General features: G+C 61.9%; 17 protein-coding genes. 11 read left to right on the top strand and 6 right to left on the bottom strand.

Annotated elements, in window-relative coordinates:
- A partial coding sequence (locus AC2FLX_RS20395) for an AzlD domain-containing protein (protein WP_496875518.1) occupies nucleotides 1–130 on the bottom strand: 130 nt, incomplete at its 3' end.
- The gene (locus AC2FLX_RS20390) at nucleotides 127–843 is read right to left on the bottom strand and encodes an AzlC family ABC transporter permease (protein WP_480748684.1); all 717 of its coding nucleotides are present in this window, start codon (nucleotides 841–843) and stop codon (nucleotides 127–129) included. The genes AC2FLX_RS20395 and AC2FLX_RS20390, both read right to left, overlap by 4 nt.
- Here AC2FLX_RS20390 and AC2FLX_RS20385 point away from each other — a divergent pair.
- The 5 genes from AC2FLX_RS20385 to AC2FLX_RS20365 all read left to right on the top strand — a co-directional run bounded on the left by AC2FLX_RS20385 (nucleotide 842) and on the right by AC2FLX_RS20365 (nucleotide 6164).
- A complete protein-coding gene (locus AC2FLX_RS20385; protein WP_496809693.1) occupies nucleotides 842–1783 on the top strand; it encodes a formate dehydrogenase accessory sulfurtransferase FdhD in 942 nt (313 codons plus the stop codon). The two genes, AC2FLX_RS20390 and AC2FLX_RS20385, sit on opposite strands and share 2 nt — an antisense overlap.
- A gap of 171 nt (nucleotides 1784–1954) precedes the next feature.
- On the top strand, nucleotides 1955–2908 hold the full coding sequence (locus AC2FLX_RS20380) for an AEC family transporter (RefSeq protein WP_496809694.1): 954 nt from the start codon (nucleotides 1955–1957) through the stop codon (nucleotides 2906–2908).
- A 60-nt stretch (nucleotides 2909–2968) separates the two neighbouring features.
- Nucleotides 2969–3610, top strand: coding sequence for a molybdenum cofactor guanylyltransferase MobA (gene mobA, locus AC2FLX_RS20375; protein ID WP_480748688.1), 642 nt, complete (start codon nucleotides 2969–2971; stop codon nucleotides 3608–3610).
- A complete protein-coding gene (mobB, locus tag AC2FLX_RS20370; RefSeq protein ID WP_480748689.1) occupies nucleotides 3607–4098 on the top strand; it encodes a molybdopterin-guanine dinucleotide biosynthesis protein B in 492 nt (163 codons plus the stop codon). Before mobA ends, mobB begins: the two co-directional genes overlap by 4 nt.
- Nucleotides 4095–6164 carry a molybdenum cofactor synthesis domain-containing protein gene (locus AC2FLX_RS20365; protein WP_496809695.1) on the top strand — a complete coding sequence of 690 codons (2070 nt, stop codon included), beginning with the start codon at nucleotides 4095–4097 and terminating at the stop codon, nucleotides 6162–6164. Before mobB ends, AC2FLX_RS20365 begins: the two co-directional genes overlap by 4 nt.
- Nucleotides 6165–6179: 15 nt before the next feature.
- Here AC2FLX_RS20365 and AC2FLX_RS20360 read toward each other — a convergent pair whose 3' ends face one another.
- The 3 genes from AC2FLX_RS20360 to AC2FLX_RS20350 form a co-directional block, all read right to left on the bottom strand.
- Entirely contained in the window at nucleotides 6180–7184 is a 1005-nt protein-coding gene (locus tag AC2FLX_RS20360) for a hypothetical protein (protein WP_496807399.1), read from the bottom strand.
- Between the two features lie 14 nt (nucleotides 7185–7198).
- The gene (gene greA / locus AC2FLX_RS20355; RefSeq protein ID WP_480748692.1) at nucleotides 7199–7669 is read right to left on the bottom strand and encodes a transcription elongation factor GreA; all 471 of its coding nucleotides are present in this window, start codon (nucleotides 7667–7669) and stop codon (nucleotides 7199–7201) included.
- A gap of 135 nt (nucleotides 7670–7804) precedes the next feature.
- Nucleotides 7805–8185 (bottom strand): VOC family protein, encoded by a 381-nt coding sequence (locus tag AC2FLX_RS20350; protein ID WP_496809696.1) that lies wholly within the window; start codon nucleotides 8183–8185, stop codon nucleotides 7805–7807.
- 90 nt (nucleotides 8186–8275) lie between these two features.
- On the opposite strand from AC2FLX_RS20350, the gene soxR reads away from it, so the two are divergent.
- The 4 genes from soxR (at nucleotide 8276) to AC2FLX_RS20330 (ending at nucleotide 13147) form a co-directional block, all read left to right on the top strand.
- On the top strand, nucleotides 8276–8731 hold the full coding sequence (soxR, locus tag AC2FLX_RS20345) for a redox-sensitive transcriptional activator SoxR (protein WP_480748694.1): 456 nt from the start codon (nucleotides 8276–8278) through the stop codon (nucleotides 8729–8731).
- 136 nt (nucleotides 8732–8867) lie between these two features.
- Nucleotides 8868–10517, top strand: a complete 1650-nt coding sequence (locus tag AC2FLX_RS20340; protein WP_496809697.1) for an electron transfer flavoprotein-ubiquinone oxidoreductase — start codon at nucleotides 8868–8870, stop codon at nucleotides 10515–10517.
- Nucleotides 10518–10668: 151 nt separating this feature from the next.
- A complete protein-coding gene (locus AC2FLX_RS20335) occupies nucleotides 10669–12336 on the top strand; it encodes a tetratricopeptide repeat protein (protein ID WP_496744562.1) in 1668 nt (555 codons plus the stop codon).
- Nucleotides 12326–13147 carry a 4-(cytidine 5'-diphospho)-2-C-methyl-D-erythritol kinase gene (locus tag AC2FLX_RS20330; RefSeq protein WP_496809698.1) on the top strand — a complete coding sequence of 274 codons (822 nt, stop codon included), beginning with the start codon at nucleotides 12326–12328 and terminating at the stop codon, nucleotides 13145–13147. Before AC2FLX_RS20335 ends, AC2FLX_RS20330 begins: the two co-directional genes overlap by 11 nt.
- On the opposite strand, the gene AC2FLX_RS20325 is transcribed toward AC2FLX_RS20330, so the two are convergent.
- A complete protein-coding gene (locus tag AC2FLX_RS20325; protein WP_496744541.1) occupies nucleotides 13140–14138 on the bottom strand; it encodes a polyprenyl synthetase family protein in 999 nt (332 codons plus the stop codon). The two genes, AC2FLX_RS20330 and AC2FLX_RS20325, sit on opposite strands and share 8 nt — an antisense overlap.
- A gap of 56 nt (nucleotides 14139–14194) precedes the next feature.
- Here AC2FLX_RS20325 and AC2FLX_RS20320 point away from each other — a divergent pair, with 56 nt between their 5' ends.
- Together AC2FLX_RS20320 and AC2FLX_RS20315 are read left to right on the top strand one after the other, a co-directional pair.
- Nucleotides 14195–14410, top strand: coding sequence for a putative signal transducing protein (locus AC2FLX_RS20320; RefSeq protein WP_496807402.1), 216 nt, complete (start codon nucleotides 14195–14197; stop codon nucleotides 14408–14410).
- Nucleotides 14407–14723: methyltransferase domain-containing protein (locus AC2FLX_RS20315; protein WP_496875517.1), on the top strand; the 317-nt coding region annotated here is incomplete at its 3' end. The genes AC2FLX_RS20320 and AC2FLX_RS20315, both read left to right, overlap by 4 nt.

The following is a 14723-nucleotide window of genomic DNA, read 5'->3' as shown; positions in this document are numbered from 1 at the left end:
AGTGGCGCAGCAGCCACTCGGGCATCGGCCGGTCGCCGACCAGCCCGATAAAGACGAACCGCAACGCAAAGCTGCCGACCGCAAGACCGGCGATCACGATCCACATGGTGGCGGGGTCGATCTGGGTCATGCCCGGGCCTCCCTGCGCTTCAGCATCACTTCGGCCTGTGCTCCGGCCATCATGCCGGTGCATCCGGCAATCAGCAGGCCGAGGTTGAAAGGGACCCAGACGGTCAGCAGCGAAACGGTGATCGCGACGAGGGCGGCGATGACATGGGGCAGGGTGCGCAGCATGGGGCCGACCATCGACAGGAAGGTGATCGGGAGCGCAAAATCAAGTGCCCAGCTTTCCGGGATCTGCGTGCCCAGAACCGCGCCGAGGTAGGTGCACAGATACCAGAGCGGCGCAATTGGCGAAATTGTACCGAAAAAATAGGCCATCCTGTCCGAAATGTACAAATCAGGTTCCCGCTCGAACCGGACCATGCAGCAGGCATAGGACTGGTCGACGACGAAATACGCGGCACAGGCGCGCTGCCACAAAGGTGCCGCCCCGAGGTAGGGGGTCAGCGAGGCCGAGTACATTGCCACCCGGAGGTTCACCGCCAGCGCCGAGGCGAGCACGATCACGGTCGGCGCGTTGTCCTGCAGCAGTTGCAACGCGGCGAACTGGGCGGCCCCGGCAAACACGGTTGCGGTAAAGGTCATGGTCTGGACGATGTTCAGCCCGGCCTCGGTCGCGAACACACCGAACAGGGTGCCGAACGGGATGGCCACGAAGATGAAGGGGAAGCCATCGCGAAAACCCTTCCAGTAGTAGGAATTGGATGTGGTGAATGCCATGCCTAGATCCTATGGTGACCGCGACAGCAGTAACGGGCTTGGGAAAGGGTTGCAATTGGCCATTGAGACGGACCTGTCGGACTATATCATCGCCCCCGATCCCGAAGCGGAGCGGCTGACGCGCGCCGTCGAAGGCGTGGATCAGAATGGCGAGCTCAGCCGGATTTTGGTGGTCGAGGAGCGCCCGCTGACGATCTTTCTCAACGCGCAGGAAATCGTCACGGCGATGACCATCGGGGATTATCCCGAATACCTTGCGCTGGGCTTTCTGCGCAATCAGGGGATGCTGCGCCCCGATGACGAAATCGTGCGCGTCGATTATGACGACGAACTGGAAACCGTCGTGGTGCGTACGGCGCGGGAAACCTCGTATGAAGACAAGCTGAAGAAAAAGACCCGCACCAGCGGCTGTGCCGTGGGTACGGTGTTCGGCGACATGATGGAGGGGCTGGAGGGCGTGACGCTGCCGCAGGTGAGCGTGCGGACCTCTTGGCTGTATGAACTGGCGGCAAGGATAAACCGGACCCCGTCGCTGTATCTGGAGGCGGGGGCAATTCATGGCACCGTGCTGTGCCGCGAAAACCGGCCGCTGGTCTATATGGAGGACGTGGGCCGTCACAACGCGGTGGACAAGATCGCGGGCTGGATGCTGTCCGAGGGCGAGACGGCGGCGGACAAGATCCTTTACACAACCGGGCGGCTGACGTCCGAGATGGTGATCAAGACGGCGATGATGGGTATTCCGGTGCTGGCCTCGCGTTCCGGCTTTACCGCCTGGGGTGTCGAGATCGCGCGCGAGGTGGGCCTGACCCTGATCGGGCGTATGCGCGGACAGCGGTTCGTGTGTCTGTCGGGCGAGGACCGGTTGGTGCGGGATGTCGACCCGGCGACGGTGCCGCTCGAGGATAAGAAACATCGGCGGAAGAGTGCGGGTGAGTAGTTCGATTGGCGCTGTGGGGTGATTTCGGCCTCAAACTCCTCACAAAGAGCACAATAATTTGAGAAATTTCCCGCGCTTGGGTTAGCATAAAGCCCCGGGCGTTGGGTTTTGTTACTGCAATGATCTGGAAATGCGATCTGACTTGCGCTCGAAAAGCCAGCGAGGGACCGCATGGAACTGCTCAACCTTATTGCACCTGTGTTTGCGGTCATTCTGACGGGTTATGTCTTTTCGTGGACTGGATTGCTGTCCGATACGATTTCTGAATCTCTGGTACAGTTTGCTGTCTATGTTCTGCTTCCGGCGATCATGTTCTATCTCATCGGGCAGGAGGAATTTGGTGATCTGCTCAACTATGGCTTCTACATGGCTTATGGTGGGGCGCTGGCAATTCTGTTTGCCGTGCTCTTTCTGGTGTTGAGGCGCGTCCAGCATTTTTCGACCGGTGCGGCGACAGTTGCATCCTTTGCGGCAGTGGCATCGAATACGGCGCTTGTCGCCTTGCCGATACTCCACGCGATTTTCGGGTCGAGCGGCGCACTGCCTGCAGTGTTGGCAAATCTGGTTGTCGCGGTTTTGCTTTTGACGCTGACGATCATTCTGGAAAGCGTTTCCGGGCAATCGGCGGCAAAAAAGACCGGTGTTTCAAGGCTGCTCATCAATGTTCTGAAAAACCCGATCATTCTTGGAACCCTGCTGGGCGTTGCATATTCGATCACTGGTTTGGGTTTTGCTCCGGCAGTCAAGGATTACCTGGAGGTGTTAAGCCAGGGTCTGGCGGCGGTCGCGCTTTTTGCAATCGGGTACACGACCAGCGTGCGAGTCATCGTCAAGACAGGGCCACTTATTCTGGTCTTGTCCCTGACCAAGCTGATTGTCGCGCCGGGGCTGGTATTGCTTGCGGCACACCTGGTCGGGCTTGACCCGCTTTGGACGATTGCGGCGACGATATCGGCGGCGGTTCCGACTGCGAAAAACATCTTTCTACTGGCCAAGCACTATGATCAGGAGACCGAGTTGGCGGCGCATACCGTGTCGGCGACATCGTTTCTGTCGGTTGGAACTTTGATTGCGTGGTTGTTCATTCTCCACCATCTCTATCCGACAGCGTTTCAATTGAATTGAGTCTCGGTGGAAATGATTTAAAGGTGTTGCCTCGTTCGCTTGAGGATGGCGGGAGTGACAATGAAGCAGCCTTTGGGCGTGATCCTTGCAGGCGGTCTGGCCACCCGGATGGGCGGTGGCGACAAGGGGCGGTTGCTGTTGGGCGGCAAGCCGCTGGTGTCGCATGTCATGGGCCGTTTGGGCCCGCAAGTGGCGGGACTGGCGCTGAATGCCAACGGTGATCCTGCGCGGTTTGCCGATCTGGGCTTGCCGGTGATTGCGGATTCCATCGAAGGCTTTGCAGGGCCTCTGGCCGGGGTTCTGGCCGGGCTGGACTGGGCCGCAGATCAGGGGGCCGAGGCGATTGTCACCGCCGCTGCCGACACGCCGTTCTTTCCGCGCGATCTGGTGGCGCGGCTCATGGCTGCTGCCGAAGGGCAGGCGCATCCTCTGGTGCTGGCAACCACGCCGCGCACCGGGGAAGAGTTGAAATCGGGTGGCCGGGGCAAGGTGAACCGTCATCCGACCTTTGGCCTGTGGCCGGTGGCTTTGCGTGATGATCTGCGCGCCGCGCTGAGCGAGGGCTTGCGCAAGGTGGTGCTGTGGACCGACCGGCATGAGGGGTGCGAGGCGTTGTTTCCGGTAGGCGAGTTCGACCCGTTTTTCAACGTCAACACGCCCGAGGATTTGGCGATGGCTGAAAATCTGTTGGAGCGGGCATGAAGGTTTATGGCGTCACCGGCTGGAAGAATGCAGGCAAGACCGGGCTGATGGAACGTCTGGTGGCCGAGATCACCGGGCGCGGTTTCAGTGTGTCGACTGTCAAGCATGCGCATCATTCGTTTGACGTGGATCACCCCGGACGCGACAGTTTTCGCCACCGGCAGGCGGGGGCGGCAGAGGTGCTGTTGGCCTCGAAATACCGGGTGGCGCATATGCAGGAGTTGCGCGGTGCGCCGGAACCGGCATTGTCGGAGTTGCTGACGCGGTTGTCGCCGGTCGATCTGGTGCTGATCGAAGGGTACAAGCGCGAACGTCACCCCAAGATCGAGGCCTATCGTGCCGAGCCGGGCAATGAGCTGATCGCGCCGGGGGATGCCAGCATCCGGGCTGTGGCGAGCGATGTGGCGCTTGACCTGGACCGGCCTGTGTTCGATCTGAACGACACCGTGGCCATTGCGGATTTCATCCTGAAAGAGGTCGGTTTGTGACCCCATTCAGGACCTTTGCGATGGTGGACTGGTCGGGTGGCAACGACACCGGGCCACGCCCGCGAAGGGATGCGATCTGGGTCTGTGTGGTGCGGGGCGGGCAGGCCGACGAGCCGGTTTATCTGCGCAACCGGCAGCGGGCCGAAGATTGGCTGACAGAGTTGATTGCCGCAGAGGTGGCTGCCGGGCGGCGTCTGTTTCTGGGGTTCGATTTTCCGTTCGGCTATCCGCGGGGGTTTGCCCGCGCGATGACCGGAACCGACGATCCGCTGGAGCTGTGGGACTGGTTCGAGGCGCGGATCGAGGACGATCCGGCGGCGAACAACCGGTTCGATCTGGCCGGTGAGATCAATCGGGTGTTCGGGGGCAGGGGACCGTTCTGGATGAACGGGTTGCAACGGGACATCGAGGGGCTGCCGCGCCGCAAGGATGACTATCACAACCCGTTTCCGGATCGCCGCAGGGTCGAGGCGCTTGCCAGGGGAAGTTTCACCTGCTGGCAGATGGGTGGCGCGGGCGCGGTGGGCGGACAGGTGATGATGGGCCTGCCCGTTCTGGCGCGGTTGCGCCGAAGGTTTGCGGGGCAGGTCGCCGTCTGGCCTTATGAGCCTTTGGACAGGGCGGTGGCGTTTGTCGAGATCTGGCCGTCGCTGACGTTGGGTGCTGCGCCGCAAGGGCGGATCAGGGATGCCTGGCAGGTCGAACAGGTCGCATTGAATCTGGCAGGCCTTTCGCGGCAAGACTTGGCGCAACAATTGGATGTCAGCGCAGCAGAGGAAGGGTGGATCATGGGTGTGACGCAAGCAAAACCGGATATCGCGCCGCCGCCTTTGAAAAACGATTGTTTCGCCCTGCCTGCGGGCGTGAACTGGACGCCGGTTGACGACGCGCTGGCGATGCTGCGCGAGCGGATGCATGCCGTGACCGGGACTGAAAGATTGCCGGTGATGCGGGCGCTGGGCCGGGTGCTGGCCGAAGATGTGGTGGCGCTGCGTTCCAACCCGCCGCTGCCGAATTCGGCGGTCGATGGATATGGCTTTGCCGGGGGCTATCCGGAGGGCGCGCATGTGGTGCCGCTGGCCGAGGGGCGGGCGGCGGCGGGGGTGCCGTTCGACGGGGTTCTGGCCGGGGGGCAGGCGTTGCGCATTCTGACGGGCGCGGCGCTGCCCGAAGGTGTCGATACGGTCATTCTGGAGGAGGACGTGACCGTTCAGGACGGCCATGTCGCGTTTCACGGTCCGTTGAAGCAGGGGGCCAACACGCGCAGGGCGGGCGAGGACGTGGCCGCCGGCGATATTGTCTTGCGCCGGGGGCGCAAGCTGAACGCGGCCGATCTGGCGCTGTTGTCGGCGGTGGGCGTGGCCGTGGCACCGGTGCATCTGCCGCTGCGTGTGGCGGTGGTATCGACCGGTGACGAACTGGTCGAGCCGGGAGACGAGGCGGGACCGGGCCAGATATTCGACGCCAACCGCCCGATGTTGCTGGCGATGGCCGAGCGGTTCGGGTTCGAAACGGTCGATATCGGGCGGGTGCCGGATGACCGGCCCACACTGAGGGCCAGGCTGGACGAGGCCGCCGAAAAGGCGGATGTGATCCTGACCAGCGGCGGGGCGTCTGCCGGGGACGAGGATCATATGTCGGCCCTGCTGCGAGAGGCGGGCGCGATGCAGGAATGGCGCATCGCGCTGAAACCGGGGCGGCCTTTGGCCTTGGGTATCTGGAACGGAACCCCGGTTTTCGGCCTTCCCGGCAATCCGGTGGCGGCGATGGTGTGCACGCTGATCTTTGCGCGGCCCGCGATGGGCCTGCTGGCGGGTGAAGACTGGCAGGAGCCGCAGGGGTTCGACCTGCCTGCCGCGTTCGAAAAGCGCAAGAAGCCGGGGCGGCGGGAATACTTGCGGGCGCGGGTGCGCGAGGGCCGGGTCGAGGTGTTCCGCTCGGAAGGGTCGGGCCGTATCAGCGGGTTGAGCTGGGCTGACGGGCTGGTCGAGATTGGCGACGGCGAGCAGCATATCCGCCCCGGCGATCCGGTGCGATTCATTCCCTATGGCAGTTTCGGGTTGTAGACCCTGCGACGCCGGTCAGTCGAACGTCCCGGCCACGCGGCCCAGCAGCATGAAGGCGCGCGCGGTTCGGGTTTCGCCAAGGGCCGCGATCTCGGCATCCGTCGCCTCGGGTTCGAAGGCGACGATCATGTGGTCGAAACGGCGCAGGAAATGATGGGCCGCGTCGCGAAAGATCGGGTCCTGTTTCATGCGGCCCGAAGCCAGGGCCAGCGACGAGCGGTCGCGAATGCCGCCCAGACCAGCCACTGCGCGGCCACGGGCACCCTGGGCGAACTGGCGCCAGATTTCGGGGCGTGCCATATCCGGTTTGAGGTCATCCATATAGATGCCTTCCTGACTGAGCAGGGTCAGCACGTCCTGCGCGGCCTGAATGAGCTGCGCGGCCTTGCGGTCTTTCAATGCGCGGCGCAGCGCGGCGAACCCGTCGGTGTCTTCGGCGGTTTCCGGGAAATTGAGGGCGCGAATGAAATCCTCGGTCGCAAGCGGCGGTGCGAGCGCTTCGGCAGGGGTGCCAAGTTCCAGCGTGGTCTGGCCGTTGGATGATCCGGACTTGACCTGCGTCGCCGGTTTGACCTTTTCGGCTGCCCGCGAGGTCGAGAAGGTTGCCAGCGTGGTTTCGGCCTTTTTCGCCGCTGCGACGATCTGGTCGAGCTTTTTGGTGACAGTCGGTTCCTGAATGATCGCGGCGCGCTGCTGTTGCAGGACATAGGCGTTGCGAATCGCGTCGATCGCGGTTTGCAGGCGCTGGCTTTCCTCGCGCATGATGCGGCTGGCGCGCATGGCGGTTGCCGCGACCCATATCATTGCCACCGGCAGAAAGACCGCCAGCATGACGACCAGCGGCCCGCTGGCGGCTTCGTTGCGGGGCATGACGATGAAGACCACGGCGAAGGCCAGCCAAAGTACACTGAGCACGATGGCCGCAATCTCGATCCCGGTGATGGACTGCTTTTGCGGGCGGTCGTAGATGCCAAGCGAAGTCGGGCGGTCCGATTCCTTTTCCGGTGGGGTGCCCGACATGGCCGTGCCCCCCGTCAGGAATACTGGATGGTCAGAATTTCGTAAGACCTCAGGCCGCCGGGCGTATGGACCTCGACGCTGTCGCCTTCGTCCTTGCCAATCAAGGCACGGGCGATGGGCGATTTGATGTTGAGCAGACCACTTTCGATATTGGCCTCGTGCTCACCCACGATCTGCCAGGTCTTTTCTTCGTCCGTGTCCTCGTCGACCAGCGTGACGCGGGCGCCGAACTTGATGGCGCCGGACAGTCTTTTGGGGTCGATCACGTCGGCCAGAGACAGGACGCCTTCGAGTTCCTTGATGCGGCCCTCGATGAAGGACTGCTTTTCGCGCGCCGAGTGGTATTCGGCGTTTTCGGACAGATCGCCATGCTCGCGGGCTTCGGCAATGGCCTTGATGATGGCGGGACGCTCTTCGGATTTGAGTTTTTTCAACTCGGCCTCAAGCGCGGCGAAGCCCGCAGGCGTCATCGGAATCTTTTCCATCGTTACTGTTCCACGCATAAATTGCGTCGCCCCGCCGCGCAATGCGTCGGGGCGACTGGTAGGTTCAGTCAATACCTGAACCAAATGGACGGCAGAATGCAAGGGGTCAGCACGCGCCGACGCGCGGATTACGGCCTAATCGTAGGCGACCACCTCGAATTCGATGCCGTTGTCATCGTCAAAGTAGAACCGCCGTCCGGGTTCGTAATCGGCGTGGTTGTGGGGTTCGAATCCGGCGGAGCGGACCTTTTGTTCGGTGGCGTCCAGGTCTTCGACAACGACGCCCACGTGATTCAGGCCGCCAACGATGTCATAGCTGCTTTCGCCTGATGGCTTGGGGGATTGGGGTGCATATAGCGCCAGATAGGTATGCGTGTTGCCGACATGAACGGTGTAACCGCCCGCCTTGGCCGAGCCTTCCCAGCGGATTTTCCAGCCGAACACATCCTGCATCCAGGCGGCGGTCGATTTGGGGTCGCTGACGGTGAAATTCGTGTGTTCCAGTGTTGCAGGCATGATTGCTCCCTTTCGAATTCGGGTCTTGTCACGACTCACCCTAATTTCTAAACCTAACTTTAGGTCAAGGAATTTTTCCGGAGTTGAGAGATGGCGGTGTCAGAGGGGCTTTCCATCGGCGCATTGGCGCGGCGGACCGGTCTGGCGGTGTCGGCGATCCGCTATTACGAAGCGCAGAACCTGATTTCGCCCTGGCGCAATGCGGGTGGGCAGCGGCGGTATCAGCGTGCCGATATCCGGAGGCTGAGTTTCGTGATGATCGCACAGCAATTCGGCCTGTCGTTGCCGGAGATCCGCGAGGTTCTGGCCGACCTGCCGGGAAACCGGACGCCAACACCGCAGGACTGGAAACGGATCAGCAAGGGGTTGCGGGCACATCTGGACAGCCGAATCGATACCCTGATCCGGTTGCGCGACAACCTGGACGGATGCATCGGGTGCGGCTGTCTGAGCTTGCCGAAATGCAGGCTGTACAACCCCGATGACAGGGCAAAATCCCGTGGTAGCGGTCCCAGATACCTCATGGGCGACGCACCAGAGGGCTGAACTGCCGCATTGCAGCGATTTTACGCCGTGTTTCGATTGACCAAGGTCTTTCACAACGGGTAATCACGCGTGAAACAAAATTGCGCAGATCACGCGTTGAGAGCGCCAATTCGGAAAGTCAGCGAAGGAGCCCACGATGGCCGAAATTGAACGCGAAGCGATGGAATATGACGTGGTGATCGTGGGCGCGGGTCCTGCGGGCCTGTCGGCGGCCATCCGTCTGAAGCAGCTGGATGCGGACCTGAACGTCGTCGTTCTGGAAAAAGGCTCGGAAGTGGGCGCTCATATCCTGTCGGGCGCGGTTCTTGACCCTTGCGGTCTGGATGCGCTGATCCCCGACTGGAAGGAAAAGGGTGCGCCGCTGAACACACCGGTTCACGAAGACAACTTCTATATGCTGGGTGAAGCTGGTCAGATCCGCATTCCGAACTTCCCGATGCCGCCGCTGATGAACAACCACGGCAACTACATCGTCTCGATGGGCAATGTCTGTCGCTGGATGGCCGAGCAGGCCGAGGAACTGGGCGTCGAGATCTTCCCCGGCATGTCCTGTTCCGAGCTGGTTTATGGCGACAATGGCGAAGTCAAAGGCGTCGTGGCCGGTGTCTTTGGTCTTGAGGCTGATGGATCTTACGGGCCGAATACCGAGCCGGGCATGGAGTTGCACGGCAAATACGTCTTCCTGTCGGAAGGTGTGCGCGGCTCGCTGTCCAAGGAGGTGATCGCAAAGTTCGACCTGCAGGCCGGGAAAGAGCCGCAGAAATACGGCGTTGGCATGAAAGAGATCTGGGAGATCGATCCGGCCAAGCACAAGGAAGGCACCGTGACCCACACGATGGGCTGGCCTCTGGGCAGCAACGCAGGCGGTGGGTCGTTCATCTATCACCTTGAAAACAATCAGGTCTATGTCGGTTTCGTGGTTCATCTGAACTACAAGAACCCGCACCTGTACCCCTATATGGAATTCCAGCGCTTCAAGCATCACCCGATGGTGGCCGAGCTGCTGAAAGGCGGCAAGCGCGTGGCCTATGGCGCGCGGGCGATCACCGAAGGCGGTCTGCAGTCGATGCCGAAGCTGGTGGCGCCTGGTGTGGCGCTGCTGGGCTGTTCGGCGGGCATGGTCAACGTGCCGCGCATCAAGGGCAACCACAACGCGATGCTGTCGGGCAAGGCAGCCGCCGAGGCGGCCTATGACGCGATCAAGGCAGAGCGTTCGGGCGATGAGCTGACCGCTTACGAGGCCGATGTTCGAAATGGCGCGATCGGCAAGGACCTGAAGAAGGTGCGCAACGTCAAGCCGATGTGGTCCAAGTGGGGGATGATCCCCTCGCTGGTGCTGGGGGGGCTCGACATGTGGACCAACACATTGGGCTTTTCGTTCTTTGGTACGTTGGGGCATGGCAAGAACGATGCCCAGTCGACCGAAGAAGCCAGCAAGCACAAGCCCATCGATTATCCCAAGCCTGATGGGACGCTGTCCTTTGACCGGTTGACCAACGTGTCCTTTGCCATGACCAACCACGAGGAAAGCCAGCCCTGCCACCTGTGGCTGGCCGATCCGGATATCCCGGTCAAGGTCAACCTGCCGAAATTCGCCGAACCGGCGCAGCGGTATTGCCCGGCGGGCGTTTACGAGATGGTCGAGGAAGACGGCAAGGAGCCTCGGTTCGTGATCAACTTTCAGAACTGTGTCCACTGCAAGACCTGCGACATCAAGGATCCCAGCCAGAACATCACCTGGACCACGCCGCAGGGCGGGGATGGCCCGAACTATCCAAATATGTAAGCAAGAAACCGGGCAATGGCGGGGACGTGAAAGCTCTGCCATTGCCTCTTTACCGCCGAGGCCCTAGCTTGTGTCCGGATTAACGACAAAAGGCAGGATTGCGGTGTTCTCCTTGGTACGACATGCGGCAGGTGCCGCACTTGCGGTTGCGATGGCCCTACCAACGACGGCATTGGCCGACTCGGGGGCCGGGGCGTATCTGGCAGGGCGCCAATCGGTGTATCGCAACGATTATGAAGCGGCGGCGCGGTATTTTGTTCAGGCGCTTGCCATTGATCCGGCCAATCCCGCTTTGATGGAAAACGTGGTTCTGGCGCAGTTGTCGCTGGGGGACCTGAAACGCGCCTATGCCGTTGCGCAAGAAATGGAGGCGCAGGGTTTGCGCAGCCAGGTCGCGCATATGGTGGTCGTGGCCAACCTGATCTCGGAAGGGCGGTACAAGGAGATACTGGAGCGGGACCCCGAAACCATGGGGATCGGACCGCTGGTCGATGGCCTGGTGACGGCCTGGGCATATATGGGCGACGGGGCCGTATCCAAGGCGCTGGAACAGTTCGACAAGGTTTCAGAACAGAACGGATTGCGGGACTTTGCCCGTTATCACAAGGCTTTGGCGCTGGCTTCGGTCGGTGATTATGAAGGCGCGGAAGCGATCTTTGCCGCCGATGAGGGACGGGTATCGCGGATGTCGCGCCGCGCGGTTCTGGCGCGCGCCGAAGTTCTTTCGCAACTGGACCGCAATGAGCAGGCACTGGCAAATCTGGCCGAAGTGTTCGCGGGGCGTGCCGACCCTGCGTTGCAAGCCGTGTCGGAACAGCTTGAGGCCGGTGAGAAGCTGCCATTCACCCATGCGCGCTCAGCGGCTGACGGGATGGCCGAGGTATTCTTTTCCATCGGTACGGCCCTTAATAACGAGGCGGCGCATGATTACGTTCTGGTCTATTCCCGCACCGCAACTTTCCTGCGCCCCGATCACATCGATGCGCTGCTGTTGAGTGCCGAGTTGCTGGATGGGTTGGGTCAGTATGATCTGGCGGTTGCGACCTATAAGATGGTGCCACCCGACGGGCCGGATTATCATGCGGCGGAACTGGGGCGGGCCGAGGCCTTGCGCCGGTCGGCCAAGCCCGATGCCGCAATCGAGGTGCTGGAGCAGCTGGCGCAGCACTATCCCAACCTTCCGGTTGTCCACAGCGCGCTGGGTGATTTGCAGCGGCAGCAGGAAAAGTACTCCGAAGCCGTGGCCGCGTATGACAAGGCGCTTGAACTGTTGGAAGAGGGGGCGGGCGGTCAATGGTTCCTGCACTATGCGCGCGGAATAAGCCATGAGCGCCTGAAACATTGGGATGCGGCCGAAGCCGATTTCCGCGCGGCGCTGGAGCTAAGCCCGGATCAGCCGCAAGTGTTGAACTATCTGGGCTATTCGCTGGTCGAGCGGCGGGAAAAGCTGGACGAAGCGCTGGAGATGATTCAGCGCGCGGTGCTGGCGCAGCCTGACAGCGGCTATATCGTGGACAGTCTGGGCTGGGTCCTGTTCCGGCTTGGGCGCTATGACGAGGCGGTCGGGCATATGGAGCGCGCGGTTGAGTTGATGCCCATCGACCCGGTCGTGAACGACCACCTGGGTGATGTGTACTGGGCCGTCAGCCGCGCGCGCGAGGCCGAGTTCCAGTGGAAACGCGCCCTGTCGTTCATAGATCCCGAAGACACCGATGGCGAGGCCGACCCCGAACGCATTCGCCGCAAGCTGGATATCGGTCTGGATGCGGTGTTGCAGGAAGAGGGCGCGGACCCCTTGCAGGTGGCCAATGACGGTTGAGGCCTTTGCGCCCGCCAAGATCAACCTGACCCTTCATGTCACCGGCCGACGCGACGATGGCTATCACCTGCTGGATTCGCTGGTGGTGTTTGCCGATATCGGAGATCGCCTGGAGTTTTCCGCCGGGTCCGGCCTGACGATGGACGTCACTGGCGAACATGCAGAGGGCGTCCCGGTCGACAGTCGCAATCTGGTCTGGCAAGCGGCCGAGGCGATGGGATGGCGCGGCCATGTTCGCCTGAACAAGGTTCTGCCGCACGGTGCCGGGATCGGGGGCGGTTCGTCGGATGCGGCGGCGACGCTTTGGGCCTTGTCCGGACAGGGTATCGAAATCCCCGAGGGACTGGCGCTGTCTCTGGGGGCTGACGTGCCTGTTTGCTTGTCCGCGCGCGCGGCACGGATGCAGGGGATTGGCGAGCAGGTTTCACCGGTCGACCTGCCCCACCTGCCGGCGCTTTTGGTCAATCCCGGTGTGGCGGTGCCGACCGGTGCGGTGTTTGGTGCGCTTGCCTGGCGCGACAATGCCGCGATGCCGGATGACATCCCGGATTTCGGTGAAACCGCCGATTGCGCGGATTGGTTAAGACAGCAACGGAATGATCTGGAAATTCCGGCCATGGGTGTGGCGCGAGAGATCGAGCGCGTTCTTGATGAACTGAGGATGACGTCACGGGCGCTGCTGGCCCGCATGTCGGGGTCAGGGTCAACCTGTTTTGCGTTGTACCCCACGATGAAGGACGCGCATTTCGCGGCCTACGAGATCGGCGTGGCCTATCCCGATTGGTGGTGCCGCGCGGTGCAGCTCAATTGAGGCGCGAAACCACGTAATCGGCCAGATCGTGCAGCAGGCCGCGAAGTTCGTGATCGGGAAGCACGCCCAGCGCCGCCTTTGCCTTGGCCGCCCAACGGAGGGCATCGGCGCGGGTTTCGTCCAGCGTCCGGTATTTGTGCATGAGCTTCAGGGCGTGTTCCAGATCGCCGTCCTGCTGGCGGCCCTTTTCGATCGTGCGCTGCCAGAAGGCGTGTTCGTCCGTCGTCGCCTGCGCTACCGCCTTGATGACCGGCAGCGTCAGCTTGCGTTCGCGGAAATCGTCGCCCACGTTCTTGCCTGTGGCCGCGCTGTCGCCTTGATAATCGAGCAGGTCGTCGGCGATCTGAAAGGCGATGCCCAGTGCATCGCCATAATCGTAAAGCGCGCGCACCTGTTCCTCGGTCGCGCCTGCGATGACGCCGCCGACCTCGGTTGCCGCCGAAAACAGGGCCGCCGTCTTGCCGCGCACCACTTGCAGATACACGCTTTCGTCGGTGCGCAGGTCGGTCGCGGCGGTCATTTGCAGCACCTCGCCCTCGGCAATCGTGGCCGAGGCATTGGCGAGAATGTCCAGCACCCGAAGCGAGCCGGTTTCGACCATCAGCTGGAAACTGCGGGAAAACAGGTAGTCGCCGACCAGAACAGAGCTTTTGTTGTCCCACAGCAGGTTGGCTGTGGGGCGCCCACGCCGCTGGGCGCTTTCGTCGACCACGTCGTCATGCAGAAGAGTGGCGGTGTGGATGAATTCGACCGTGGCGGCGAGGCGGATGTGATGGTCGCCGGAATATCCGAACAGCCGTGCCGCAGCCAGCGTCAGCATCGGGCGCAGGCGCTTGCCGCCTGCTTCGACCAGATGGGCGGTCACCTCGGGGATGCGCGGCGCGTGTTTCGAGGCCATGCGAACGCGGATCAACTCGTTCACGGCGTCCATCTCGGCGGCCAGCAGCTCCGCCAGCCTTTCATGCGGTTTCGAAATTGTGCTGATGTCCATCACACTCCTGATACAAGGCTCGACTTTCGCCCTACCTTGCCCTTACATCCATCCCCATGAAAGAACTTCTGCGCACCACCGATCCGACCATCATGGCTTTTGCTTCCGCTCTTCTTAGGGGCGAGGATATAGACTGCTTTGAGATGGACGTAAATATGAGCGTACTTGAAGGCGGGATCGGGATATTCCCGCGACGATTGATGGTGCGGGTCGATGATTTCGACCGGGCCGTCCGGGCGATGAAAGACAACGAGATCCCGTTGGGCCGATGACGGGGTTCGCGGAACACGATCTGACCCGCAACGATTTTCTTGGCGGACGTGTCCGCCTGTGGCAGCCGCACAAGGGATATCGAGCCGGTGTCGATCCGGTTTATCTGGCGGCATCGGTTCCGGCGCGGGCGGGCCAATCGGTGCTGGAGCTTGGGTGCGGAGCAGGGGCGGCCATCCTGTGTCTGGCAGCACGGGTGGGCGGGATGACCCTGACCGGTGTGGAGCTGCAACCAGCTTATGCGGAACTGGCGCATCGCAATGGCGAGGAGAACGGCGTCGGCCTGGAGGTCGTGGAGGCGGATCTTGCCGAGTT

It is taken from the genome of Ruegeria sp. YKSF57, from assembly GCF_059612585.1.
Note: the sequence above shows the minus strand (reverse complement) of the source record. Positions and strands in the feature narration are given on the sequence as shown.